The following is a 23,462-nucleotide window of genomic DNA, read 5'->3' as shown; positions in this document are numbered from 1 at the left end:
CCCGTGCTGTCGTTGATCGTGTTCCTGCCGCTGGCGGCGGCTGTGGTGCTCGCCGTGGTACCCGCCTCCGTGGGCGGGCGGATGTTCACGGGAAGTTGGGTGGCCGTGGCCGCGGCCGATCTCGCCCTGGTCGTGGCCGCCTGGCTCGGTTACGACGCAGGCGGCGGGATGGCCTACGAGCAGCAACTGCGCTGGATCCCGAGCGCGGGGGCGAGTTATCACGTGGGCCTCGACGGCCTGTCACTGCCGATGGTGGCGGTCACCTCGGGACTGTTCCTGGCGTGTGCGATCCACTCGCTGCGCCAGCCCCACCGGGTCAAGAGCTTCGTGCTGCTGTTTTTGTTCCTGCAGACGGTGAGCCTGGGGTTGTTCACCGCGCTGGATCTGATCCTGTTCTTCGTCTACTTCGATCTGTCCATCGTGGGCATGTACTTCGTCATCGCCCGCTGGGGCCATGGGCAGGCCAGGCAGTCTGCGCTGAAGTTCTTCCTGTACACCTTCATCGGGTCGCTGGCACTGCTGCTGGGCTTCATCGGGCTGTACCTGGCCGCCGAGCCGCACACCTTCGACATCGTCGCGCTCAGCCGGGCCAATCCACTGGCGGGCAGCGGCACCTACGGAGCCCTGGTGCTGCTGGCCGTCGGCATCGGACTCGCGGTCAAGACTCCGACCGTGCCGTTTCACACCTGGCTGCCGCCCGCGCACACCGACGCCCCCGCTGCGGGCTCGGCGATCCTGGCCGGGGTCCTGCTGAAGATGGGCACCTACGGCTTCGTGCGCATCGCGATGCCGCTGCTGCCTGCCACTTGGCGCCAGTACGCCGGAGTGGTCGTGATCATCGGGGTGGTCTCGGTGCTCTACGGCGCACTGGTGGCGCTGGCCCAGGAGGACTTCAAGCGCATGATCGCCTACACCTCGGTCAACCACATGGGCTACATCATCCTGGCGGTCGGAGCGGCGGGCATCGTGGCAGGCAGCGACGAGCAGGCCCGTTCGCTGGCCATCACCGGCGCGGTCACCCAAATGGTCAGCCACGGGCTGCTCACCGGGGCGCTGTTCCTGCTCGCCGGGGTCCTGCACGACCGCAGGCGCAGCTACGACATGAGCACCTACTCCGGCCTGGCCGGGCCCGCACCGGTCTTCGCCGGAGTGACCGCGGTGGCCGTGTTCGCCTCGCTCGGATTGCCCGGTTTTTCCGGGTTCATCGCCGAGTTCCAGATCTTCACCGGCAGCCTGTCCTCGGCAACCGTGGCCACCGCGCTGGCGCTGCTGGGCATCCTGATCACCGCAGGCCTGCTGTTGCGGGCACTGCACCGGGTTTTCCTCGGTCCACTGCGGATCCCCGACGCACCCGGCGCCGCCCGCGACTTCACCGACCTGAGGCCGAGTGAGGCCGCCTCGATCATGCCGCTGCTCGCGATCGCCGTCGTGATCGGCGTGCTGCCGCGTTTCCTGCTGAACGTGATCGAACCGGCCTCGACGACACTGATCGAGATGGTTGCTCGCTGATCATGAACATGCATCCTGCTGCCCTGATCCCCGAACTGACACTCGTGGCCGGGGCCGTACTCGGACTGCTGCTCGGAGCCTGGCTTCCCCGGCACCGGCAGTGGCTGGTGCGGCTGCTGGCCGCGCTGGCCTGCCTGGCGGGCCTGGCCGCCACCGCCGTGGCGATGGGCAACGGGCCGCGGATGGTCTTCGGTGGCAGCTATGCCGTGGACGTCGCCACCAACGCCGGCCGGATCATCGTGCTCGCCGCCACCTTGCTGACGATCTGCTTGTCCATCGAGACGGTCGAGTCCCACCAGCGGGAAACCGAGTTCTACGTCCTGATGCAGCTCGCGGCACTCGGCACGATCACGCTCACCGGCGCGGCCGACCTGCTGCTGCTGGTCGCCGGCTACCTGCTGGCGTCGGTACCGCTGTATGCCTTGGCCGGATTCGTCAAGGACGCACCGGGAACCGAGGCATCCCTGAAGTACTACCTCATGGGGGCTCTGCTCGGCGTCACCATGCTCACCGGCATCACCATCCTCTACGGAACCGGTCGATCCACCGGCTACGCGACGCTGGCCCAGAACCTGCCCGCCGCCCCACGGGCAGCGGTCGCCGTCGGGATCGTGGCCGTACTCGCCGGGCTGCTGTTCAAAATCGGCGCGGTGCCCGCTCACTTCTGGGTGCCCGATGTGACCGAAGGGGCGAGCACGCCGGTGGCCGCGTTCGTCACCACCGTGCCCAAAATCGGGGGGCTGATCGCCGTTTACCGGTTGGTGGCCGAAGCGCTGCCCACGGTCGGCGTGAACTGGTCGCTGCTCGTGGCCGTCCTGGCCGTCGCGTCGATGACCCTGGGCAATCTCGCGGCGTTCTTCCAGGACACCGTTCGTCGCCTGCTGGCCTACTCGACCATCGGTCAGGTCGGCTACATCCTGCTGGCCGTCGCCGTCGCGACTCGCAGCGAGATCGCGCTACCGGCCCTGCTGTTCTATCTCGCCGCCTACGCGGTGACCAACCTCGGTGCCTTCGCCGTCGTTGCCGAGCTGCCGCACGCACCCCGGCTGGTCGATTACCGCGGCCTCGCCCGCAGGCATCCGGGACTTGCCGCGGTCCTGGTCGTGTGTCTGCTCGGACTGGTGGGCACACCCCCCACCGGGGTGTTCCTCGGAAAACTGGAGGTGTTCAGCGCCGCCATCGACGGCGGCTACACCTGGCTGGCCGTCGTCGCCGTCGCCAACACCGTGGCCAGTCTCTTCTACTACCTGCGCTGGATCGCCCCCGCCCTCGTCGCGGTCCCCGAGACGGCAAGCGACACCCTCGTGCCTGCAGGACGCTGGTCGGCGGTGGGTGCCTACACCGCCGGAGCCGCCTCCCTGGCTCTCGGTCTCGCAGGCGGGATCGTTCTTCCCCTGCTCACAGGGTCGCTGCTGCCCTGAGCGTGTGCCCGGTCGGCCTGTTCCTGTGGTGGTTTCGCAGTTCTCCCGCAAATCGGGAGCTCCTGTCCGCTGAACCATGTTTAGAGCCCACGCGGTGCCGGGAAAGTGAAGGGAGGTTCGACGGGGAACCATCGAGTATTGATATTCGACAGCGCCACGTATGCCGGTTGGCGGTTTCTGCGCACACCGGCGTACACGGAGCGCGGGGTAGTGAGGAGAGCGGTGACGACGACGACTCGACTTCCGGTTCCGCATGCGAATAATTACGACTGGCAACGGGATGCCGCCTGCCGGAGGATGGGAAGTGAGGTCTTCTTCCACCCGGAGAACGAACGCGGCGGTGCCCGTCAGGCGCGTGAGTCTCAGGCCAAACAGGTATGCGCGCGGTGTCCGGTGGCACAGGCATGCCTGGAGCACGCGTTGAATGTCGAAGAGCCCTATGGCGTATGGGGCGGATTGACCGAGGACGAGCGGCGACACCTGCTCCGCACCGGCAAAACCGGCGGATTGAGCCTGTCGGCCTGATCGCATGTATCGGGGTGGGCCGGTTTTCGTGGAACCGGCCCACCCCGTTCGTGTCGGAGGTGTTCGGAGATCTCAGGTTTCGGTACGGCGGGGCGATGTCCTCTCCTCCGCGTGGCGAGCCTGCTCGTACGCGCGAGCCCGTTCCCGGCCTTGCCGCCGGGCTTGCTCCTGCTCGACCATCGCCTGTTGCTCCGGTGTCGGATGCCCTTCTCCCATGGCCACTTCGGCTTCCAACTGCTCCTGTTCCCGTTCGTCCTCGCCCTGGGCGGGAATGTTGAGCTGTTCCTCCGGATACGGCCGGTTTCGCATGGGGTGGGCCTGCCGGTAGGGGTTGTCCGGCGGAAGACCTCCGGAGACACGGCCGTACATGCCCACGATCAGCAGCAGCAAGCCTGCGATCAGACTGAAGAACACGTTCGACAGCTGGAACGCGAGAATATTGAAGTTGGTGTCCAGGATGCCCAGGTGCACGATGCCGGAGATGAGGAACACCACGCCGATTCCCGCGGTGACGGTCGAGGCGGTGGGGCCACCCCAGGCTGCCGCACCGAGCAGGATCGCCCCGGCGACGACCGAAACGGTCGACAGGGCACCGTTGCTGGACAAGCCGAGGACCTCCTGGCCCTGGGTGGAAAAGTACGCCAGGCCGTTGGCGAAACCCAATCCGGCGAAGACCCACAGGCCGAGCCCGAATACCGCGGCACTGACCCGGTGCACGATATGCACCGGATGCGTGCCGGGCCGTGTACGTGTGCTGTTCATAGCCGGTGCCTCCCTGAAGGGGTGCCGCTCGGGTCGCCCGTTTTCGAGTCTCGAGTACGTCTTGGGCGCCCAGGACAACGTCCACTCTTCGGTCTACCCGGCACGGACCTGCGAATAACGTCCCGGTTTTCCACCGGTGGCTCGGCCGCTGCAGTACAGCGGCCGACTTCGCCGCGTCACCGGAGGAACTTGTCGGGGCTCAAGGGGAGATCGCGGACACGGATGCCGGTGGCGTGGTGGGCGGCGTTGGTGACGGCCGCCGCGGTACCGGTGATCCCGAGTTCCCCGATGCCCTTGGCACCCATGGGATTGACGTACGGATCGTGCTCGTCCAGCCAATCCACCTCGATGGAGCCGATATCGGCGTTGGTGGCGATATGGTACTCGGCGAGGTCGTGATTGACCACGTGCCCGAACTGGGGATCGAGCACGCTTTCCTCGTGCAGGGCCATGGACAGTCCCATGGTCATTCCGCCGAGCAGTTGTGACCGACCGGTCCGGGCGTTGATGATCCGGCCCGCGGCGAAGATACCCAGCAGCCGGGGGACCGAGACCTCTCCGGTGTCGGTGTTGACCCACGCCTCGGCGAACTGGGCACCGAAACTGTACATCGCGTATTGGCTGGTGTAGGGGTTTTCGGGTATCTCCCCGGTGACCTCGATTCCTTCCGAGGGGACGGTGCCACCGTGCTCGTCCAGCCGGGTACGCAGCCTGCGGGCCGCATCGACGATCGTCGAACCCCACGAGTTGATGCCGGAGGAGCCCCCCGCCCCCGAGGCGGTGGGCAGTGTGGTGCTTCCGATCTCCAGGTCGACCTCGGAGACGGGGACCTCCAGCGCATCGGCGGCGATCTGGGTCAGTGTCGTCCAGGTCCCGGTACCGATGTCGGACGCACCGATCAGCACGGTGTAGCGCCCCTCGGGAGTGGTCCGGATGGTGGCCTGCGAACCCGGCATCGCGAAGACGGGGTAGGTGGAGGCGGCCACGCCGGTACCGACCAGCCAGTCGCCGCGCCGCCGGACGCCCGGATCGGGATCGCGGTCGTGCCATCCGAATCGGCGGGCGCCCTCGTGCAGGCAGGCCACCAGATTGCGGCTGGAAAACGGCAGGCCGGACTCCGGATCGGTCTCCGGCTCGTTGCGTACTCGGAACTCGATCGGGTCCAGACCACACGCCAGGGCCATTTCGTCCATGGCCACCTCGGGACCGAACATGCCCGGGCATTCACCGGGAGCACGCATCCACGAGGGCACCGGCACGTCCAGCGCCGCGAGCCGATGCGAGGTCCGGCGATGGGGCGCGGCATACATCGTGCGGGCCGGAACAGCCGTCTGCTCGGCGAACTCCTTGACCTTCGAGGACTGCTCGACGACGTCCTGCGCGATCGCGGAGAGCCTGCCCTGCTCGTCGGCACCGAGCCGCACGTGCTGGATCGTCGGTGTGCGGTAGCCGACCACGGAGAACATCTGCTGTCGGGTCAGCGGGAATTTCACCGGCCGTCCCGGTACGAGCCGGGCGGCCATCGCGGCCAGCACCACGTTCGGGTGCGGTATTCCCTTGGACCCGAAACCGCCTCCGACATGCGGCGAGATCACGTGCACCTGCTGCTGCTCGAGCCCGAACAACGGTGCCACGGTCCCTTGTGTCCAGTACACACCTTGTGTGGAGTCGTAGAGGGTGAGTTCACCATCGTCGGTCCAGCAGGCGATGGTGGCGTGCGGCTCCATCGGATTGTTGTGCTCCATCGGCGTGGAGTAGGTCGCATCCAGCGTCACCGCCGCCGAAGCCAGCGCTCCATCGACATCGCCCTGCGCGGTGTCGGTTTCGAAGGTCGGATTGACCTGCTCCGGCTTGTAGAGGTCGCCTCGGTCGGCACGCAGCTTCACGTCATGGCTGCGTTGCTCGTATTCCAGCCGAATCAGACTCGCGGCATGGCGGGCGATCTCGGGTGTTTCGGCGATCACGCCGCCGAGGAACTGGCCGCGGTAGGCGATCTCGTCGGATTGCAGGATCTCCAGTTCACCGTTGCCCGTCGAGGCCAGCCGCGGGGCGTTGTCGGGGGTGAGTATCGCGAGCACTCCCGGCTCGGCGTGCGCGGCGCTCGTATCGATGCTGTGCACGCGCCCGACCGCGATCCTGGACTGCAGGGGATGGAAGTGGGTGGGGTTGTCGACCGGGTGCTCGACGGCATACGGCGCCGTGCCGGTGACTTTGTCCGAGCCCTCGAGGCGAACCAGCGGTGTGCCGATCGCATTCGGCCGGAGCAGAGCCTCTTCCGCGGTGGTCATCGCGATTCCTTCCCGGCAAGGTCCCGTAGCGTGGCCGTGAGCGTGTTGCGGGCCATGGGCAGTTTGAATTCGTTGTCGGCCAGTGGCTGTGCCTGGGCGATTTCCGCTTCGGCTGCCGAGCGGAAGGACTCTTCGGTCGTCGGTGCGCCGCGCAGTGCCTGCTCGGCCGTGCTCGCGCGCCACGGCTTGTGGGCGACGCCGCCCAGTGCGATGCGTGCCTCGCGCACGGTGTCGCCCTCGATCTCGAGCACGGCAGCCACCGACACCAGCGCGAACGCGTACGAAGCGCGATCTCGTACCTTGCGGTAGCGCGAGCGCGTGGATCTCGGCAGTTCCGGCAGGTCCACCGAGGTGATCAATTCGCCGTGCTCGAGCACCGTGTCCCGGTGCGGCTCGTCGCCGGGCAGCCGGTGCAGGTCGGTGACCGGAATACCGCGTTGCCCGTTCGGGCCCGTGACTTGCACGGTCGCGTCCAGTGCGGCCAGAGCGACCGCCATGTCCGAGGGATGGGTGGCCACGCAGTGCTCGGAGGCACCGAGAATGGCGTGGTTGCGCGTATAGCCGTTCAGCGCCGAGCATCCCGATCCGGGCTCGCGCTTGTTGCACGGCGTGGTGACGTCCTGGAAGTACGGGCAGCGGGTGCGCTGCAGCAGGTTGCCACCCGTGGTGGCGAGGTTGCGCAACTGCCCGGAAGCCCCCGACAGCAGCGCCTGGGACAGCACCGGATAGCGCTGCCGGATGATCGCCTCGGCCGCGAGATCGCTGTTGCGCACGGTCGCGCCGATCCGCACTCCGCCGTCGGGCAGCGGGTCGATGGCATCGAAGGGCAGTCGGGTGATGTCGATGAGGAGTTCGGGCTCGGTGATGCCGAGTTTGAGATGATCGACGAGGTTGGTGCCGCCACCGAGGAAGGTCGCTCCGGAACGGTCCCCCACGGCGGCCACGGCTCCCTCGGCGTGGTCGGCCCGCTGGTAGTCGAAGGGAATCATCGGTTCCCTCCGTTCGATGCTTCGCGGATGGCCGTGACGATGTTCGTGTAGGCCCCGCAGCGGCACAGGTTCCCGCTCATGCGTTCGCGGATCTCCTCGTCGTCGAGTTCCGACTCGTCGAGTGCGGCACTGTCCTCGGCATGTTCGGTGACCAGGCTCGGCCATCCGGCCTTGGCTTCGTCGAGCATGCCCACCGCCGAGCAGATCTGGCCCGGCGTGCAGTACCCGCACTGCAGGCCGTCGTGGTCGAGGAACGCCCGTGCCACGGGATGCAGGTCGTCGCCGTCGGACAAACCGGCCGCTGTGGTGATCTCCGAGCCGGTGTGGGCCACGGCCAGGGCCAGGCACGTGGTGGCGCGTCGTCCATCGAGCAGGACCGTGCACGAACCGCACTGCCCGTGATCGCACCCCTTCTTCGGGGAGGTCACTCCCAGCCGTTCGCGCAGGGCATCCAGCAGTGTCGTGCGCGTGTCGACGGTGAGCGAGCGCTGCTCACCGTCCACCCGCAGGTCGATCCGGGTATCCATTCGGTCAGCCTTTCCCAGCCGCACATTGGTTGCTTCGGGATTGCCCAGGAGAATGCGCCGGTCAAACAGGACGAGCATCGAGAACACTCGAAGGGACCGGTCGGCTCCGGGCATCGGCGGGCTGCGGCGCCCGGTGCGGTCGACGATTGAGCAGGGTCTCCGTCGGGTACGGCGGCGAAATGGTCAGTGTTGGTTATTTTCTGTCCTGCGAGTCCTTCGGGCCGCACGAACTGCTGCGGCAGGCCCGGATGGCCGAGCAGGCGGGTTTCGAACGGCTGTGGATTTCGGACCACTTCCATCCGTGGCTGGACGAACAGGGCAACAGCCCTTTCGTGTGGTCGGTGATCGGGGCCCTGTCGCAGGTCACCTCGTTGCCGATCACCACAGCGGTCACCTGCCCGACGATACGCACGCATCCGGCGGTGATCGCCCAGGCTGCCGCCACGGCGGCGGTGCAGTGCCAGGGTGGGTTCGTGCTCGGGGTCGGTTCCGGCGAGGCGCTCAACGAGCACATCACCGGTGATCGCTGGCCTCCGGCCGAGTTGCGACTGTCGATGCTGGACGAAGCCTGCGAGATCATCCGCAAGTTGTTCACCGGAGAGGAAATCACGCACCGCGGACAGCACTACACCGTGGAAAACGCCCGGCTCTACACGCTCCCGGAGCAGCCGGTGCCGATCTACGTTTCCGCGTTCGGGCCGCAGGCGGCGCGGTTGGCCGGCCGTATCGGGGATGGTTTCTGCTCGGCCATGCCCGACCCGGACCTGGTGAACACCTTTCGCGACAGGGCCGGGAACAAACCGGCTCAGGTCGGCGTGAAGCTGTGCTGGGCCGATACCGAGGAGGAGGGCAAAGCCACCGCGCACCGGTTGTGGCGCAACGAGTTGCTGCCCGGCACGCTGGGACAGACCCTGCCCACCCCTCGTGATTTCGACCCGGCCACCACGCTGATCACCGAACGGATGGTGGGCGAGCAGTTCCCCTGCGGTTCCGACCCCCAGCGGGTGCTCGATACCGTGCAGCAGTTCGAGGACGCGGGCTTCGATGAGGTGTACCTGCAACAGATCGGCCCCGAGCAGGAGAAGTTTTTCGAGGCCTGGTCCCGCGAACTACGCCCCCGGCTACAGCGGCGGTGAGCCGCCGGACCGACCGCCGGACCGAGCCGCCGGGCACTGCCGTGACCGGCGACGTGTCCGTCAGGCTTCCTCGGTTCTCGACTGCACCAGGCGCTTGTCGCAGACCTGGCCGCGAAGTCCGTGGATCAGGAGTTCGCCACCGCCGCTGTGGCGAAGCTCCTGCTCGGCCTCGTCGATCGCATCGGCCTGGGTGGCGGTCTGCGATTCCGCTGAATCGGCACCGGTCACCTTCCAGCCACCTCCGGTGGCGCGGTCGGGAACCACATGACGTTCGGACAAGACGACCTCCCTGTTACCGGCGTGTTCAGCCGCTCAGGTACCCGGCACCCGATGACGGCACACGTGGCAATCGAGATCCTCGGGCAGCGTGTCGCGCAGCGGACGGGAGCTCGGTGGACATCACGCATTCTCGCGGAATTGCCGGTTTTGTCAGCGCCGTGACCGGGAATGTCGCAGTCAGCAATGAGCGCTGCGAGGTGAATCGCCGTGGGTGTGATTACCGAAGTCGTGGATGTTGCGGCATCGGCTGAAGCCACTCGGCAGCGGTGTCGGCAGTTCGGATTCCTGTCTGAGGTGTTTCCGGTACTGAGCACCGTCCGCAGAGTCGGTTACGGGCTGTACCAGTGTGGTGTCGAGATCGCGGGACAGCGCGACTGCCTCGTCATTCATATCACCGAGAGCAACAATGCCGAAGGTACGCACTGGCATGCACTGGCTCGCGCGCACTCCGGCAGCGTGCATTGCCGTCCCCTGGGGGGTGAGCGCAGTCGTGTCGAGGTGCGAATCTGTTATGCCCCGGAGGACTTCGCCATCGCGGGCGACGAAGTCAGACGGGTACTGCGCGAAGGGATGCAACGACTGCGCAGGACTCTGGTGATGCCGGACGAGCTCTCTTCCGTCGGCGAGGTCGCGGCACCGCAGGCAGGAGTGCTGCGGGCGTGGTAGTCGATCTCCCGGTCGTCGAGCGGATCGCTGCTCGGGACAACCACTTGGCCACCGTGGCCACGACTCGCGCCGACGGCAGCGTGCAGTCCTCGGTGGTCAACGCGGGTGTTGCCCGGCATCCGATCACCGGGCGGTCGGTCGTGGCCTTCGTGACCTACGGGCGGGCCAAGCTCACGCATCTGCGTGCGAGGCCGCGCACGGCGCTGACATTTCGTGCGGGATGGTCGTGGATCACCGTCGAAGGTTCCGCGGAGATCGTCGGGCCGAAGGATCCCCTGGAGGGGGTGGACGCCGAAGGGCTGCGGTTGCTGCTGCGGGAGGTCTTCGCGGGTGCGGGTGGTGAGCACGAGGACTGGCAGGAGTACGACCGTGCGATGGCCAGGGAGCAGCGGGCAGCCGTGCTGATCGACCCGGAGCGCATCTACGGCGTGTGAGCCCGTTCGCCGCCCCTCACTCACGGTGCCGGCCACCGGCCCGCGTCGGAAACCGTGCACGTCGGTACCGAAGCGTCCCCTCGATGCTGCCCCGTCCCACTCGGCCCCGTCCCACTCGGCGTCGTGATCGCTCGGGAACGCCACGATCATCCTAGTTCGCATTACGAACAGTTGTTACGATCGTGAATTTTCGTGAACGATAGCCCTCGATGGAGATGTGTCACCGGTCACTGTCGGGGCCTTCCGGTGGCGAGCCCGGGGCACGATTCCCGTTTCTTGCCGGCAATGGGGTGGAGCCTGTGCCGGTCGCGAGCATGTGAGGGAGTGCATTGACCGAAATCCGCTCTTTGGCTATCGTTCGCATGTAGCACGTACGTTCTTTATGTGAACACCGCATGTGAGTGCTGTACGTGGGCACCACATGGGGACACTGCGAAAGAACGCCGTGGAAGAGCACCGTGAAGGAACGGAGTTGGTGGGTGTCTCCCATACGGCAACTCGATGAGGCTGTCTCGGAACTGGTCGGTGACGGTGACGTCGTGGCCCTGGAGGGCTTCACGCATCTGATCCCGGTCGCCGCGGGTCACGAGATCATCCGCCAGGGACGGCGGGATTTGACGCTGTGCCGGATGACGCCGGATGTGATCTACGATCAGATGATCGGCGCCGGCTGTGCGCGTAAACTGGTGTTCTCCTGGGGTGGCAACCCGGGGGTGGGGTCCCTGCACCGGTTCCGCGATGCGATCCAGCACTCCTGGCCGGTACCGCTGGAGATCGAGGAACACAGTCACGCCGGTATGGCCAACCGCTACACCGCCGGAGCCTCCGGTCTCCCGTTCGCGGTGCTGCGCGGTTACGCGGGTACCGACCTGCCCGCCCACACCGAGTCGATCAAGACGATCGAATGCCCCTTCACCGGTGAGTCCTTGGCCGCCGTTTCCGCGTTGAATCCCGATGTCGGCATCGTGCACGCACAGCAGGCCGACCGCCAGGGCAACGTGCAGATGTGGGGGATCACCGGGGTGCAGAAGGAGACGGTGCTGGCGTCGAAGCGGTCGCTGGTGACGGTCGAGGAGGTCGTGGACGAGCTCGAACCGCGGCCGGGCGCGGTCGTACTGCCCAAGTGGGTGGTCAGCGCCGTGGCCGAGGTTCCCGGTGGGGCGCACCCGTCCTATGCCCAGGGCTACTACGAGCGCGACAACGACTACTACCAGCGGTGGGATCCGATCGGCCGGGACCGTGAGCAGTTCCGGCAATGGGTGGACACCGAAGTCCTCGACGTGGAGAGGAGCGCGCGATGAGCGTCGGAGCAGAGACGGCTTCCACGGCCGGTACCGCCGAGTCCGCAAGCCGGGAATTCACGGCGGACGAAATGATGACGATTGCCGCTTCGCGATCCCTGCGCGACGGCACCGCGTGCTTCGTGGGGATCGGGCTGCCGAGTACGGCGGCCAATCTGGCCCGCCGCACACACGCGCCCGAGCTGGTGCTGATCTACGAGTCCGGCACACTCGGTGCGAAGCCGGACCAGTTGCCGCTGTCCATCGGCGATGGAATTCTTGCCGACACTGCCGACTCCGTGGTCAGCGTGCCCGAGATCTTCAACTACTGGCTGCAGCCCGGCCGGGTGAACACCGGCTTTCTCGGCGGCGCCCAGGTCGACAAGTACGGCAACATCAACACCACCGTCATCGGTGGCGACTACGACGATCCGAAGGTGCGGCTGCCCGGAGCCGGTGGCGCCCCGGAGATCGCGGCCTCCTGCCAGGAAGTGCTCATCGTGATGCGGCAGAGCCCCCGCTCGTTCGTCGAGTCCGTGGATTTCGTGACCTCGATCGGCTACGGCCGTGACGGCGGTGAGCGTGACCGCCTCGGCCTGCCCGGCCGCGGCCCGGTCAAGGTCATCACCGACATGGGTGTGCTCGAACCCGACCCGCAGACCCGGGAGCTGACCCTGACGCACCTCGGCCCGGGTGTCGACGTGGAGCAGGCGCGCGCGGCCACCGGCTGGTCGTTGCGGGTGGCCGAGGAGCTCACCGTGCAGCAGCCGCCGACCGAGGCGGAGCTGTCGGTGCTGCGCGAACTCAAGGCAACCACCGGGAAGGGAGACTCCCAGTGACCAACGGCGTCTATGTGCTCGACGCGCTGCGCACCCCGATCGGCCGCTATGGCAAGGGGCTGGCCGAGGTGCGTCCCGACGATCTCGCGTCCCACGTCATCCGCTCGCTGGTTCAGCGCGCGCCGAATCTCGACCCGGCGCGGATCGAGGACGTCCTGTTCGGCGATGCCAACGGTGCCGGCGAGGACAACCGCAACGTGGCCAGGATGGCCGCGCTGTTGGCCGGGCTGCCCACCAGCGTGACCGGTGCGACGGTGAACCGACTGTGCGGCTCGGGGCTGGAAGCGGCCATGGAGGCCAGCCGCACGGTCCAGACCGGTGATGCCGACCTGCTCATCGCAGGCGGTGTCGAGTCGATGAGCCGTGCCCCGTGGGTGCTGCCCAAGCCCGAGCGTGCTTACCCGCGCGGTCACGAGACGCTGCACTCCACGACTCTGGGTTGGCGCATGGTCAACCCCGAGATGCCGCAGGAGTGGACCATCCCGCTGGGCGAGAGCGCCGAGATCCTCGCCGATCGCTACAAGATCAGCCGTGAGGACCAGGACGCCTTCGCGCTGCGCAGTCATACGCGTGCGGCGGCCGCCTGGGAGGCCGGGGCCTTCGACAAGGAGGTCGTGCCCGTTCCCGGAACGGAGGTGACCCGCGACGAGGGGGTCCGCGCCGACAGCTCACCGGAGTCGCTGGCCAAGCTCAAGCCCGTCTTCCGCAGCGGGGGAACGGTCACCGCGGGGAACTCCTCGCCGATGAACGATGGCGCGGCGGGAATGCTCATCGGCAGCGAGAGCGCCGCCGAGCAACTGGGCACGGACCCACTGGCGCGGATCGTCAGCCGGGGTGTGGCCGGAGTCGACCCCGACGTGTTCGGGATCGGCCCGGTCGAGGCCGCCAACACGGCGCTGCGGCGGGCGGGCATCGGCTGGGACGACCTCACCGCGGTCGAACTGAACGAGGCCTTCGCCTCCCAGTCGCTGGCCTGCCTGGCCGAGTGGCCCGAACTCGATCCCGAGATCGTCAACGTACAGGGTGGTGCGATCGCCATCGGTCACCCGCTCGGCGCTTCCGGGGCCCGCATCCTCGGTACGCTGGCCCACCAGCTGCACCGCGCCGGCGGTGGGTGGGGGCTCGCCGCGATCTGTATCGGCGTCGGCCAGGGCCTCGCCGTCGTCCTGCACGCGTGATCGGTAATCACCAGGAGCAACCATGTACCCGAAAGACACCGCCTATGATGTGGCGGCGACCACACCGGCACCCTCCGGCTTGGTCCTGCCCTCCTACACGCGCGACGAGGCCAGCCATCCGGCGCTGGACACGGAGGAGTACAACTCCACCCACCTGCGGGCACCGAAGCAACCCCTGCAGGTGCTGCCGCACTACCTCACCGAGGTCACCGGTCCGCTGCTGGGACATGACCGGGTCGGCGAGACCGACCACGACCTCACCGTCCAGCACGAGGGTGAACCCCTCGGCGAGCGCATCATCGTCAGTGGCCGGGTGCTCGACTCCGACGGCAAGCCGGTGCCGAACACCCTGGTGGAGATCTGGCAGGCCAACTCCGCGGGACGGTACGAGCACTCCGGCGACCGGCACCCGGCTCCGTTGGACCCGAACTTCTCGGGTACCGGCCGGTGTATGACCGACTCCGACGGGTTCTACAAGTTCATCACCATCAAGCCCGGTGCCTACCCGTGGCGGAACCACGACAACGCCTGGCGTCCGGCCCATATTCACCTGTCCCTGTTCGGTCAGGCCTTCACCCAGCGACTGATCACCCAGATGTACTTCCCGGGTGATCCGCTGTTCTACCAGGACCCGATCTTCAACTCGGTGCGGGATCCGAAGGCGCGCGAGCGGATGATCTCCCGGTTCGACCTCGACACCACGGTGCCGGAGTGGGCGTTGAGCTACAAGTTCGACATCGTGCTGCGCGGTCGTGAGGCCACGCCGTTCGAGGACGACGAGGAGGACGACGACTGATGGCCACCCCGAACACGGAAACCACCGATACCCCTGTCGGTACCACCCCGTCACAGACGGTGGGCCCGTTCTTCGCCCTCCCCGGTGGCATCCTCTGGGAGGACGGCCCCGAGGTCGTCGGTGACGGTGCACCGGGCGCGATCGTCGTGCACGGTCGCGTGCTCGACGGCAACGGCAACCCGGTGCCGGACGCGATCGTCGAGACCTGGCAGGCCGACTCGCAGGGTCGGTTCGATCACTTCGACGACTCCCGTGGCACCAGCACGTCGTTTCGCGGATTCGGTCGCTGCGGCACCGACGTCGAAGGCCGCTACTGGATCCGCACCGTCAAGCCCGGAACCCTGCCGACGCCGGATGGTGCGACCGAAGCCCCGCACATCAACGTCACCGTGCTCGCTCGGGGACTGCTCAACCGGGTGGTGACCCGGATCTACTTCCCGGACGAGCAGGAGGCCAACGCGGCCGACCCGGTTCTTTCCACAGTGGATGCCGATCGGCGCGGTACCCTGATCGCGACCGCCGAGGACGGCGGGTACCAGCTCGACATCCGATTGCAAGGCGATGACGAAACCCTCTTTTTCGCCGTCTGAGTCGCATACCGACCAGGGCGTGGACACTCCCGACGGCCTGTTCGGCCCGATGTTCAGCACGCCTGCGACCACGGCTGCCCTGTCCGGGCAGGCGTGGTTGCAGGCGATGCTGGATGTCGAGAACGCACTCGCACGAGTGCAGGCGAGGGCAGGGCTCATCCCGGAAGCAGCGGCCGAGGAGATCGCGCGGCACTGTCACGCCGAGTACTTCGATGCGGCCTCGATCGGCGAACGTGCCGCGTCCTCGGCAACGCCGGTGATCGCCCTGGTCCGCGATCTGACCGCTCTCGTGGACGAGCCGGCCGCGCCGTATGTGCATCGTGGAGCCACCAGCCAGGACATCGTCGACACCGCTGCCATGCTCGTTGTTCGCCGGTCGACGGACCCCGTCCTGGCGGATCTGCGGTCGGCGGCCGAGCAGTGCGCCGGGCTGGCCGGGCGGCATCGGGACACCCTGATGGTCGCGCGCAGCCTCCTGCAGCAGGCCTTGCCGACGACCTTCGGCCGCAAGTGCGCGGGCTGGCTCACCGCGCTGACCGAGGCCACCGCCGGGCTGGAACGAGTGCGGCGTGAGCGGCTGGCCGTGCAATTCGGCGGACCGGCAGGCACGCTTGCCTCCCTCGGCGCCGACGGGGTGCGGGTGAGCGGCTTGCTGGCCGAGGAGCTGGGACTGACCGAACCGGTCGTGCCGTGGCACACCGACCGTAACCGCGTCGGTGAGCTCGCGGGGGTGCTCGGCACGGTCGCCGGAACACTGGGCAAGATCGCCCTCGACGTGAAATTGCACGCGCAGACCGAAGTGGGCGAACTCGCCGAGGGGGCATCCGGTGGTTCCTCGGCGATGCCCCACAAACGCAATCCCGTTCGGTCGGTCGTGATCACCGCAACCACCCAGCGGGTGCCCACACTGGTCAGCGGGCTGCTCGCGGCGATGCCGCAGGAGCACGAACGGGCGGCGGGAGCGTGGCAGTCCGAATGGGAGCCACTGATCGAGCTGCTGCGCCTGGTGGGGGCTGCCGCCGCGGCCACTCGCGAACTGCTCGCCGATCTGCGCGTGCACACCGATCGGATGCGTAGCAATCTCGACCTCACCGGCGGAGTGCTCATGGCCGAGAACGCGGCCTCGGCTCTGATGGAAGCACTCGGGCGCACTCGGGCCCAGGACCTGATTACCGAGGTCTCGCACCGGGTGGTCGAGCGGAGCACCACCTTGCGTGCCGAGTTGCTGGCCGACTCCTCGGTACGTGCGGTGCTGTCCGAGCAGGACATCCTCGCCGCGACCGAGCCCGCCGACTACCTCGGCTCGGCGGGCGCCTTCGTCGATCGGGCGCTGGACGCCCACGCGCAGAATGCAGGAGGAAACGATCAGTGACCGTGCATCATGAGCTGACCGGGCCCGAGCAGGCCCCGGTGGTCGTGCTGTCCAACTCGCTGGGCACCGACCTGACGCTGTGGGACGAACAAGTGCCCGCACTCACCGAGCACTTCCGGGTGCTGCGCTACGACCAGCGCGGCCACGGCGGCACGAACGCCAAGCCCGGTCCCTACACCCTGGAGCAGCTCGGCGGTGACGTGCTCGAACTGCTCGACGAACTCGGCCTGGAACGGGTGCACTTCGCGGGTGTCTCGCTCGGCGGCATGACCGGGATGTGGCTGGCCGAGCACGCACCGGACCGCATCGACCGGCTGGCGTTGATCTGCACCTCGGCTCAGCTGGGACCACCGTCGAAGTGGACCGACCGGGCCGCACTGGTCCGTGCACAGGGCACCGCCGCGATCGTGGAGTCGTCCCTGGCCACCTGGTTCACTCCGGGCACGGCCGGGCGCGCGGACATCGTCGACAAGTTCGGAAGCATGCTCCGTGCCTGCGACGACGAGGGATACGCAAGCTGTGCGGAGTCGATCGCGAGCATGGACATCCTGCCGCGCCTGGGTGAGATCGCGGCACCGACGCTGGCCGTGGCCGGTGCCGACGACCCGGCCACTCCACCGGAGCATGCGGAACGTATCGTTTCCGCAGTGGACGGAGCCCGGACGGAGGTGCTGCCTGCGGCGGCCCATCTGGCCAACGTGGAACAATCCGAGGCCGTGAACCGTCTGCTGGTCGAGCACTTCGGAGCAAGGAGCGTGTGATGTCCGAAGGTGCTGGAGACGATGTGACACGTCGCGCCACGGGGATGACGGTACGCCGGGAGGTTCTCGGTGACGCGCACGTGGATCGAGCCGAGTCCCGCAAAACCGAGTTCACCGAGGGGTTTCAGGATTTCATCACCCGCTACGCGTGGGGTGAGCTGTGGGCAGGTGACGGTACGGACCGGCGCACTCGCAGTTGTCTGACGCTGGCGATCCTGGCGGCCACGGGGCTGGAGGACGAGTTCGCGATGCATGTGCGTGCCGCTCGCCGCAACGGTGTCGAACCCGGCCAGATTCGCGAAGTCCTGATGCACGTGGCCATCTACGCGGGTGTGCCGAGGGCCAACAGTGCTTTCCGGATCGCCGATGCGATCCTGACCGAGGAAGCCGACGATGCCGGCGATTCGACACACTGAATCGGGTTTCGCGGCTCGTGGCGTCGTCGGAGCTCGAGCGGAGGGTATGTGACGGAGCCGATGAACGAGCCCGGAGTCGGTTCGGTGCAGTCGCTCGCCCGGGGCCTGGCGGTGATTCGGGCCTTCAACGAGTCCCGCCCGGAGATGACGCTCAGCGAGGTGGCGCGCGTCACCGACCTGTCGCGCGCCGCCGCGCGTCGGTTTCTGCACACCCTGGTCCAGCTCGGTTACGTGTGGACCGACGGCCGGGTTTTTGCGCTCACCCCACGGGTGCTGGAGCTGGGTTTTTCGTACCTGTCGAGCGTGTCGCTGCCCGAGATCGCGCAGCCGCACCTGGAAAAGCTGGTCGCACAGGTGCACGAGTCGGTGTCGGTCTCGGTGCTCGACGGAGACGACATCGTGTACGTGGCCCGCGTGCCCACCTCCCGCATCATGACGGTGTCCATCAACATCGGTACCCGGTTTCCCGCCTACGCCACCTCCATGGGTCGCGTGCTGCTGGCGCACCTTCCCGAGGCCGAACTGGAGGACTACCTGCATCGGGTGCAGCCCGAGCCGTTGGCCCCGCACACCCTGAAGACCCGGGATGCCCTGCGTGGTGAGCTCGATCGGGTCCGGGCGCAGGGCTGGTGCCTGGTCGACCAGGAACTGGAGGCGGGCCTTCGCTCGTTGGCCGCACCGATACGGGGCCGCTCCGAACAGGTCGTGGCGGCGATGAACGTCTCCTCCCACGCCAGCCGCACCAGTGGTGAGCATGCCCGGCGCGTGCTCCTCCCGCCGCTGCTGGAAACGGCGGCGCGTATCGAGGCGGATCTCCAGGTCGCGCCGGATGCACGTTCGGGTGGCATACCGCGCTGATCAGGAGAAATGTAGCGTGCAGGTTCCCGGCTTCAGCCGTGGGTGAGGAAGTCGCCCGTGCGTGACCGCTTTCGGTCGTGACCGTTGTTCGAGCCTGTGCTCATGATCTCCGTGCACGGTCCGCGCGCATGACCCGTGTTCGCCAGTTGTGTTCGCAATGCGAACATGGCCATCGCGGTGAGGGCCGCCGTTGACCGGGTATGTCGCGACGGCTAGCCTGTTGTTCGGATGAAGAACTAAAGTTCGTATTCCGACCAAAGTGGCACAGCGACCACTGTGCGGCGGGGTACCCATCGTGCGGGCAAGATCCATTGCGGACACGGGCTCCTGCGGGGGTTTCCTTCGCGGTGATGTGGTTGCGGAACAAGGCGGTGGATGATGCAAGCACCCTCGAGCCGTATCGAGCTGCGGCTTTTCAGTACCGGTGAGGTGCGTGGGCAAGGTGAGTCGCGGCGATGAGGGCTCTCACGTTCACCGCGCCCCGCACACTGGAACTCGTCGACGACTGGCCCGACCCTGCCTGCGGGGAGCACGAGGTGGTCGTGCAGATGCGTGGGGTCGGCCTCTGCGGCTCCGACCTCACCCTGTACGACGGCAAGCGAGCCCCGGCCGAAATGCCGTGGGTACTCGGCCACGAGGGATGCGGCGAGATCGTGGCGGTGGGTTCGGCGGTCACCGATCGCCGCGTCGGTGAGACCGTGGTCATCGAACCCAACTACTGCTGCCTGGAGTGCGAGCAGTGCCGGGCCGGGTACACCTCGGCGTGCGAACACCGCGGCATCGTCGGCATCAACCGGCTCGGTCTGCTGTCGGAATACGCAGCCGTGCCCGCGCGCTTCGCCTGGCCCGTACCGCAGGAATGGCCCGTGGAACGACTGGTGTGCTTCGAGCCCCTGGCGGTGGCCCAGGCCGCCGTCCGGCGCTCCGGAATCCGGTCGGGAGAGACCTGCCTGGTCATCGGAGCAGGATCGCAGGGGCTGTTGATCTGCCTGTGCCTGCTCGCCGCCGGGGTGCAGCCCGTGGTCAGCGAACCCCATCCCGGTCGACTCGCTCTCGCGCTGTCGTTGGGAGCGACCACGGCCGACAGCGCCGAACGATGCTATTCCCACGTGTTCGAGTGCTCCGGGGTGGAGCAGGGCTTCCACGACGCCATGCGGGCAGCCGACAAGCTCGCCGTGGTGTCTCTCATCGGGCAGAGCGCCGCACCGTACCCGGTGGTCACGCAGGAAATCGTGCAACGCCAACTCACGCTGCGGGGAGCTCTCATCTACGACCATCCCGTGGACTTCGCCCGAACCAGGGATTGGCTGCACGAGAGGGACCTGAAGCCCGAGCGCATCCTTCAGGCCAGTGCCACGGCTGCCCATGCCGCGAGTGCGATGGACGCCGCCCGCGATGTGCCCGGAAAGTCCTGGATCGACCTCACTCGATGGTCCGCCGAACCGTGACGGCCATCGACGCCGACACCGGCCCGAAGCGAGATCCGCACAGGGCCGTACAGGAGAATTCCATGTTCCACCAGTCCTCGCAGGACGGTTTCCTGCCGGAGGAATCCCGGTCGGATCACCCCCTGGCGGGAGAACCTCCGACGAACGAGCGTCGCCGGTTGGGCATCGGCCATCTCACCGCGTTGAACGTGCCGCCGCCGGACCTGGTGACCATCGCTGCGCAGGCCGGATTCGACTGCGTCGGCCTGCGCGTGGCCACGACCACCGGTCAGGAACGGCGATGGCCGGTCGATGTCGGCTCGCCGATGCTGCTGGAAACGGTGCGTCGGTTGCAGGCCACGGGACTGGCCGTGCTCGATGTCGAGATCACCTCCCTGCAACCGGACACCGCTGTTGCCGACTACGAGCACGTCCTCGAAACCGGTGTCCGGCTCGGCGCTCGATTCCTCAACGTGACGTGTGAAGATCCGGACCCGGACCGGGCCGCCGACACGTTCGCAGCGCTCGTCGAACGCGCCAAGCTGTACGAGATCCGCCCGGCACTGGAAGCCATGCCCGACAAGCAGGTCCGCACCGTGGAACAGGCCCGCCGTATCGCCGAGCGCTCCGACGGTGGTGGTGTGCTGCTCGATGCGCTGCATCTGCAGCGGTGCGGCGACTCGGTCGACGACGTCCGTGCCCTGGATCCCGCCCTGCTGACCTACCTGCAAATCCGTGCTGCTCCCCGGCAGGAGCCGGGGCACGGTGCGTTGCCCCTGGCCGCACTGCTCGGCGCGGTACCCGATGACCTGCCGGTCAGCGTCGAAGCCCCCGATCTCGACCGGCTCGCCGAGCTCGGGCCGCAGGAATTCCTCCGCGACAGGCACGATGCCGCACGCGCACTGCTGGCCCCCGCGACCGTGACTTCCTGAGCTCTCCCTGCGGGGCTCTCCTCGCGGACTTCCGTCCGATGAGGATGGCCCCGCTCGGGAGGGTCACCACATCTGCGTCGGATGCAGGCTGAGGTCGGCTTCGATGCGGGAGGCCGCGGACAGCAGAGGCGGGACGATGTCGCGGCGAACCATCGATTCCTCGGTCGAGTGTGTCTGCAGCGAGATGTTCACGGCCGCGATGACGTGGGCGGAGCGATCGCGCAGCGGTGCGGCGACTCCGTGCAGCCCCTCCTCCAGCTCGCCGTCCGACAAGGCCCATCCCCGGGCACGGACCTGCTCGATCTCCGCCCGCAGGGCTTTCGGGGAGGTGATCGTGCGCTCCGTGAGCGCCGACAGCTCCATCGACTCCAGGCGAGCGGAGAAGTCCTGCTCGCTGAGTCCGGCCAGCAGCACCTTGCCCATCGACGTCGCATGTGCGGGAAACCGGGTGCCCACCGTGATCGCCACGGACAGCAGTCGGGAACTGGGGACCCGAGCCACGTAGTAGATGTCGTTGCCGTCCAGCACGGCCACCGACGTGCTTTCCCGGAGATCCTCGGCAAGCTGATGCAGATGCGGATCGGCGATCGTCGGCAGCGGTCGGCCCGACAGGAACGCGTAGCCGAACTCCATCACGCGCGGTGTCAACGCGAACCGGCGCCCGCTCATCCGCACGTAGCCGAGATCGACCAGGGTCAGCAGAAACCGGCGGGCTCCGGCCCGGGTCAGTTCCGCCGACTCCGCGACCTCGGTGAGCGTCAGTTCGGGTTGTTCGGCGGAGAAGGCACGAAGAACTGCCAACCCGCGTTCGAAGGACTTGACGAAGTGCTCCCCGCGCTCCTCAACCATCGCCACCTCTTGATCGACATCGGTCCGGTTCTGATCCGGAACTCTAATATCCCAGGCCTGGGTGCGTGCCCACCCAGGCGGGCACGCACCCGGACCGCAGCCGTGTCCCCCGGTCAGGCCGCCGCCGGTGTGGGCCAGGCCAGCCGGACCTCGCCGGTGCGGGCGAAGATCTCCAGTGCTCGCTGCACGGAGCGGAAACTGCCTCGGGTGCTCCCGTCAGCGCCGACCAGCTCCGCCCGGTCGGGCCACGCCAGTCCCCAGGCGAACACGAAACCGCCGAGCAGTTCCCCGTCGGAGTCCCTGTCGAGCTCGCAGATCGCGAAGAGGCGGGGTGGGGCTTCCAGCGCGGGCTCGATCGCCGCGAGTTCGTCCGGTTCGGGCGCCCAGTCGGCGGTTTCCTCGACGGAGAGCATCTCAACCTCCTTGGTGAGCAACAATGACAACTAGAAGTTTAGCTATAAATCTAGCTTCTGCCATGCCCTGGTCGAGTGGTATGCCCGCTGTTGCTCGAAGCAAGGCAGACTGTGTACGTGCTGGTGTGGTTCATGGAGGTGCTGGGTGTCAGGGCGGAATGATCCTTCGGCGTTGCGCTGGCTGATCGGGGTCGAGCTGGCCCGATACCGCAAGCGTTCGGGCGAGACCCTGGCTGCTGCGGCCAAGGCGATCGGTTGCTCACCCAGCCTGGTCGGTCATTTCGAGAAAGGCATGTACTTTCCACAGCCGCAGCAGATTGCCGGTTTACTTGAGTTCTATGGCGCCCCTACCTGGGACATTGATCGGCTTGCCTCGTTGTGTGGCCGTGCGGACCAGCGGACGTGGCTGGCTCCGTGGGTAGATGTGATCCCGGACTGGTTACGCACTTTCGTTGGGCTGGAAGGGCTTGCGATTCGTGAGATCACATATGCGCCGCTCGTCCTCCCCGCCTTGGTGCAGACGTCGGAATACGCCGTCGCGATGACCTCCCCGAGTTCCCGGGTACGGCCGGACCAAGGCGAGCGACTGGTGAGCCTGCGGATGGAGCGGCAGCAGCGGCTGTTCTGCGAGACATCGCCGTTGCATCTCACAGCACTGATCGAAGAGTCGGTTCTCGACCGGCCAATCGGTGGTACGGCGATCATGAAGGAACAACTTGAGCGCTTGGTAACTATCTCGGAGCTTCCCAACGTGGAAGTGCTGATCGTGCCCACGGTGGTTGGTCGCCACGATGGCCTGGAAGGACGGTTCACGGTCCTGGACTTCGATGAAGCGCAGTCGATCGGCTACGTGGAGATCCCCGACGGTGCGGTCTACGTTCAAGATCAGGAGCAGGTTGGAGCGTATAGTCATAATGCTGAAGCATTACGTTCTGTTGCGTTGTCGCAGGCTGAGTCCGCCAAGGCGGTTCGAGCTCGTGCGGACGCACTGGCCTGACCGAGGAGAAGCAATGGTTGCCGCCGACAACAAGCTGGTCTGGCGGAAGTCGAGTTACAGCAGCAATGGCTCCGACTGCGTCGAGGTCGCATTCGCCGCCGAGAACGTGGCGGCAAGGGACTCCAAGGATCCCGAGGGGCCTGCACTGCGATTTGATGAGCCGCAGTGGAAAAGGTTCGTCGGGGCACTCCGGAACGGTTCACTCGGCACCTGAGAAC

Annotated in this window: 26 protein-coding genes; 19 read left to right on the top strand and 7 right to left on the bottom strand. The window is 67.2% G+C overall.

The window, feature by feature from the left end; all coding sequences use genetic code 11:
- The first annotated feature begins 3 nt into the window (after positions 1 to 3).
- The 3 genes from JOF55_RS00970 to JOF55_RS00960 all read left to right on the top strand — a co-directional run bounded on the left by JOF55_RS00970 (position 4) and on the right by JOF55_RS00960 (position 3,455).
- Entirely contained in the window at positions 4 to 1,509 is a 1,506-nt protein-coding gene (locus tag JOF55_RS00970; RefSeq protein ID WP_310268081.1) for a complex I subunit 4 family protein, read from the top strand.
- Positions 1,510 to 1,511: 2 nt separating this feature from the next.
- On the top strand, positions 1,512 to 2,930 hold the full coding sequence (locus JOF55_RS00965; protein ID WP_310268078.1) for an NADH-quinone oxidoreductase subunit N: 1,419 nt from the start codon (positions 1,512 to 1,514) through the stop codon (positions 2,928 to 2,930).
- A gap of 222 nt (positions 2,931 to 3,152) precedes the next feature.
- The gene (locus JOF55_RS00960) at positions 3,153 to 3,455 is read left to right on the top strand and encodes a WhiB family transcriptional regulator (RefSeq protein WP_310268075.1); all 303 of its coding nucleotides are present in this window, start codon (positions 3,153 to 3,155) and stop codon (positions 3,453 to 3,455) included.
- 72 nt (positions 3,456 to 3,527) lie between these two features.
- Here JOF55_RS00960 and JOF55_RS00955 read toward each other — a convergent pair whose 3' ends face one another.
- The 4 genes from JOF55_RS00955 to JOF55_RS00940 all read right to left on the bottom strand — a co-directional run bounded on the left by JOF55_RS00955 (position 3,528) and on the right by JOF55_RS00940 (position 8,021).
- Positions 3,528 to 4,217, bottom strand: a complete 690-nt coding sequence (locus JOF55_RS00955; protein WP_310268072.1) for a DUF4383 domain-containing protein — start codon at positions 4,215 to 4,217, stop codon at positions 3,528 to 3,530.
- A gap of 176 nt (positions 4,218 to 4,393) precedes the next feature.
- Complete coding sequence (locus JOF55_RS00950) at positions 4,394 to 6,505, bottom strand: xanthine dehydrogenase family protein molybdopterin-binding subunit (RefSeq protein WP_310268069.1); 2,112 nt, start codon at positions 6,503 to 6,505, stop codon at positions 4,394 to 4,396.
- A complete protein-coding gene (locus JOF55_RS00945) occupies positions 6,502 to 7,494 on the bottom strand; it encodes an FAD binding domain-containing protein (RefSeq protein WP_310268066.1) in 993 nt (330 codons plus the stop codon). The genes JOF55_RS00950 and JOF55_RS00945 overlap by 4 nt, the downstream gene beginning before the upstream one ends.
- Positions 7,491 to 8,021 (bottom strand): 2Fe-2S iron-sulfur cluster-binding protein, encoded by a 531-nt coding sequence (locus JOF55_RS00940; RefSeq protein WP_374727342.1) that lies wholly within the window; start codon positions 8,019 to 8,021, stop codon positions 7,491 to 7,493. The genes JOF55_RS00945 and JOF55_RS00940 overlap by 4 nt, the downstream gene beginning before the upstream one ends.
- Positions 8,022 to 8,200: 179 nt before the next feature.
- Between JOF55_RS00940 and JOF55_RS00935 the strand changes: the two genes are divergently transcribed.
- Positions 8,201 to 9,157, top strand: a complete 957-nt coding sequence (locus JOF55_RS00935; RefSeq protein ID WP_374727341.1) for a TIGR03557 family F420-dependent LLM class oxidoreductase — start codon at positions 8,201 to 8,203, stop codon at positions 9,155 to 9,157.
- Between the two features lie 60 nt (positions 9,158 to 9,217).
- Here the strand turns inward: JOF55_RS00935 and JOF55_RS00930 are convergent, their stop codons facing one another.
- Complete coding sequence (locus JOF55_RS00930) at positions 9,218 to 9,436, bottom strand: DUF2188 domain-containing protein (protein ID WP_310268058.1); 219 nt, start codon at positions 9,434 to 9,436, stop codon at positions 9,218 to 9,220.
- A gap of 207 nt (positions 9,437 to 9,643) precedes the next feature.
- On the opposite strand from JOF55_RS00930, the gene JOF55_RS00925 reads away from it, so the two are divergent.
- The 13 genes from JOF55_RS00925 to JOF55_RS00865 all read left to right on the top strand — a co-directional run bounded on the left by JOF55_RS00925 (position 9,644) and on the right by JOF55_RS00865 (position 20,985).
- A complete protein-coding gene (locus JOF55_RS00925; protein WP_310268056.1) occupies positions 9,644 to 10,102 on the top strand; it encodes a hypothetical protein in 459 nt (152 codons plus the stop codon).
- The gene (locus tag JOF55_RS00920; RefSeq protein WP_310268054.1) at positions 10,096 to 10,536 is read left to right on the top strand and encodes a TIGR03618 family F420-dependent PPOX class oxidoreductase; all 441 of its coding nucleotides are present in this window, start codon (positions 10,096 to 10,098) and stop codon (positions 10,534 to 10,536) included. Before JOF55_RS00925 ends, JOF55_RS00920 begins: the two co-directional genes overlap by 7 nt.
- 479 nt (positions 10,537 to 11,015) lie before the next feature.
- Positions 11,016 to 11,837, top strand: coding sequence for a CoA transferase subunit A (locus tag JOF55_RS00915; RefSeq protein WP_310268052.1), 822 nt, complete (start codon positions 11,016 to 11,018; stop codon positions 11,835 to 11,837).
- Positions 11,834 to 12,655, top strand: coding sequence for a CoA-transferase subunit beta (locus JOF55_RS00910; RefSeq protein WP_310268049.1), 822 nt, complete (start codon positions 11,834 to 11,836; stop codon positions 12,653 to 12,655). Before JOF55_RS00915 ends, JOF55_RS00910 begins: the two co-directional genes overlap by 4 nt.
- On the top strand, positions 12,652 to 13,833 hold the full coding sequence (locus JOF55_RS00905; RefSeq protein ID WP_310268047.1) for a thiolase family protein: 1,182 nt from the start codon (positions 12,652 to 12,654) through the stop codon (positions 13,831 to 13,833). The genes JOF55_RS00910 and JOF55_RS00905 overlap by 4 nt, the downstream gene beginning before the upstream one ends.
- Before the next feature lie 22 nt (positions 13,834 to 13,855).
- A complete protein-coding gene (pcaH, locus tag JOF55_RS00900; protein WP_310268044.1) occupies positions 13,856 to 14,629 on the top strand; it encodes a protocatechuate 3,4-dioxygenase subunit beta in 774 nt (257 codons plus the stop codon).
- A complete protein-coding gene (gene pcaG, locus JOF55_RS00895; protein ID WP_310268041.1) occupies positions 14,629 to 15,219 on the top strand; it encodes a protocatechuate 3,4-dioxygenase subunit alpha in 591 nt (196 codons plus the stop codon). Before pcaH ends, pcaG begins: the two co-directional genes overlap by 1 nt.
- A gap of 49 nt (positions 15,220 to 15,268) precedes the next feature.
- On the top strand, positions 15,269 to 16,591 hold the full coding sequence (pcaB, locus tag JOF55_RS00890; RefSeq protein ID WP_374727340.1) for a 3-carboxy-cis,cis-muconate cycloisomerase: 1,323 nt from the start codon (positions 15,269 to 15,271) through the stop codon (positions 16,589 to 16,591).
- Positions 16,588 to 17,352 (top strand): 3-oxoadipate enol-lactonase, encoded by a 765-nt coding sequence (pcaD, locus tag JOF55_RS00885; RefSeq protein ID WP_310268036.1) that lies wholly within the window; start codon positions 16,588 to 16,590, stop codon positions 17,350 to 17,352. The genes pcaB and pcaD overlap by 4 nt, the downstream gene beginning before the upstream one ends.
- Complete coding sequence (pcaC, locus tag JOF55_RS00880) at positions 17,352 to 17,768, top strand: 4-carboxymuconolactone decarboxylase (protein ID WP_310268033.1); 417 nt, start codon at positions 17,352 to 17,354, stop codon at positions 17,766 to 17,768. The genes pcaD and pcaC overlap by 1 nt, the downstream gene beginning before the upstream one ends.
- Positions 17,769 to 17,828: 60 nt before the next feature.
- Complete coding sequence (locus JOF55_RS00875; protein WP_374727339.1) at positions 17,829 to 18,626, top strand: IclR family transcriptional regulator; 798 nt, start codon at positions 17,829 to 17,831, stop codon at positions 18,624 to 18,626.
- A gap of 455 nt (positions 18,627 to 19,081) precedes the next feature.
- A complete protein-coding gene (locus JOF55_RS00870; protein WP_310268028.1) occupies positions 19,082 to 20,074 on the top strand; it encodes a zinc-dependent alcohol dehydrogenase in 993 nt (330 codons plus the stop codon).
- Positions 20,056 to 20,985, top strand: coding sequence for a sugar phosphate isomerase/epimerase family protein (locus JOF55_RS00865; protein ID WP_310268025.1), 930 nt, complete (start codon positions 20,056 to 20,058; stop codon positions 20,983 to 20,985). Before JOF55_RS00870 ends, JOF55_RS00865 begins: the two co-directional genes overlap by 19 nt.
- A 63-nt stretch (positions 20,986 to 21,048) precedes the next feature.
- On the opposite strand, the gene JOF55_RS00860 is transcribed toward JOF55_RS00865, so the two are convergent.
- Both JOF55_RS00860 and JOF55_RS00855 read right to left on the bottom strand, forming a co-directional pair.
- Complete coding sequence (locus JOF55_RS00860; RefSeq protein WP_310268021.1) at positions 21,049 to 21,834, bottom strand: IclR family transcriptional regulator domain-containing protein; 786 nt, start codon at positions 21,832 to 21,834, stop codon at positions 21,049 to 21,051.
- A 113-nt stretch (positions 21,835 to 21,947) separates the two neighbouring features.
- Positions 21,948 to 22,247 carry a hypothetical protein gene (locus tag JOF55_RS00855; protein ID WP_310268019.1) on the bottom strand — a complete coding sequence of 100 codons (300 nt, stop codon included), beginning with the start codon at positions 22,245 to 22,247 and terminating at the stop codon, positions 21,948 to 21,950.
- Positions 22,248 to 22,419: 172 nt separating this feature from the next.
- Between JOF55_RS00855 and JOF55_RS00850 the strand changes: the two genes are divergently transcribed.
- A complete protein-coding gene (locus JOF55_RS00850; RefSeq protein WP_310268016.1) occupies positions 22,420 to 23,244 on the top strand; it encodes a helix-turn-helix domain-containing protein in 825 nt (274 codons plus the stop codon).
- Between the two features lie 13 nt (positions 23,245 to 23,257).
- The gene (locus tag JOF55_RS00845) at positions 23,258 to 23,458 is read left to right on the top strand and encodes a DUF397 domain-containing protein (protein ID WP_310268013.1); all 201 of its coding nucleotides are present in this window, start codon (positions 23,258 to 23,260) and stop codon (positions 23,456 to 23,458) included.
- The last annotated feature ends 4 nt before the right edge of the window (positions 23,459 to 23,462 follow it).

The sequence above is a fragment of the Haloactinomyces albus genome (assembly GCF_031458135.1).
Taxonomy (GTDB): domain Bacteria; phylum Actinomycetota; class Actinomycetes; order Mycobacteriales; family Pseudonocardiaceae; genus Haloactinomyces; species Haloactinomyces albus.
The sequence above is the reverse complement of the archived record's forward strand: the minus strand, read 5'-3'. Positions and strand labels throughout refer to the sequence as shown.

Coding starts and splice junctions, on each gene's coding strand:
- JOF55_RS00965 (WP_310268078.1), top strand. CDS start 1,512: ATGAACATGCATCCTGCTGCCCTGATCCCCGAACTGACACTCGTGGCC.
- JOF55_RS00955 (WP_310268072.1), bottom strand. CDS start 4,217: ATGAACAGCACACGTACACGGCCCGGCACGCATCCGGTGCATATCGTG.
- JOF55_RS00950 (WP_310268069.1), bottom strand. CDS start 6,505: ATGACCACCGCGGAAGAGGCTCTGCTCCGGCCGAATGCGATCGGCACA.
- JOF55_RS00945 (WP_310268066.1), bottom strand. CDS start 7,494: ATGATTCCCTTCGACTACCAGCGGGCCGACCACGCCGAGGGAGCCGTG.
- JOF55_RS00940 (WP_374727342.1), bottom strand. CDS start 8,021: ATGGATACCCGGATCGACCTGCGGGTGGACGGTGAGCAGCGCTCGCTC.
- JOF55_RS00935 (WP_374727341.1), top strand. CDS start 8,201: ATGGTCAGTGTTGGTTATTTTCTGTCCTGCGAGTCCTTCGGGCCGCAC.
- JOF55_RS00910 (WP_310268049.1), top strand. CDS start 11,834: ATGAGCGTCGGAGCAGAGACGGCTTCCACGGCCGGTACCGCCGAGTCC.
- pcaH (WP_310268044.1), top strand. CDS start 13,856: ATGTACCCGAAAGACACCGCCTATGATGTGGCGGCGACCACACCGGCA.
- pcaG (WP_310268041.1), top strand. CDS start 14,629: ATGGCCACCCCGAACACGGAAACCACCGATACCCCTGTCGGTACCACC.
- pcaB (WP_374727340.1), top strand. CDS start 15,269: ATGTTCAGCACGCCTGCGACCACGGCTGCCCTGTCCGGGCAGGCGTGG.
- pcaC (WP_310268033.1), top strand. CDS start 17,352: ATGTCCGAAGGTGCTGGAGACGATGTGACACGTCGCGCCACGGGGATG.
- JOF55_RS00875 (WP_374727339.1), top strand. CDS start 17,829: ATGAACGAGCCCGGAGTCGGTTCGGTGCAGTCGCTCGCCCGGGGCCTG.
- JOF55_RS00870 (WP_310268028.1), top strand. CDS start 19,082: ATGAGGGCTCTCACGTTCACCGCGCCCCGCACACTGGAACTCGTCGAC.
- JOF55_RS00865 (WP_310268025.1), top strand. CDS start 20,056: ATGGTCCGCCGAACCGTGACGGCCATCGACGCCGACACCGGCCCGAAG.
- JOF55_RS00860 (WP_310268021.1), bottom strand. CDS start 21,834: ATGGTTGAGGAGCGCGGGGAGCACTTCGTCAAGTCCTTCGAACGCGGG.
- JOF55_RS00855 (WP_310268019.1), bottom strand. CDS start 22,247: ATGCTCTCCGTCGAGGAAACCGCCGACTGGGCGCCCGAACCGGACGAA.
- JOF55_RS00845 (WP_310268013.1), top strand. CDS start 23,258: ATGGTTGCCGCCGACAACAAGCTGGTCTGGCGGAAGTCGAGTTACAGC.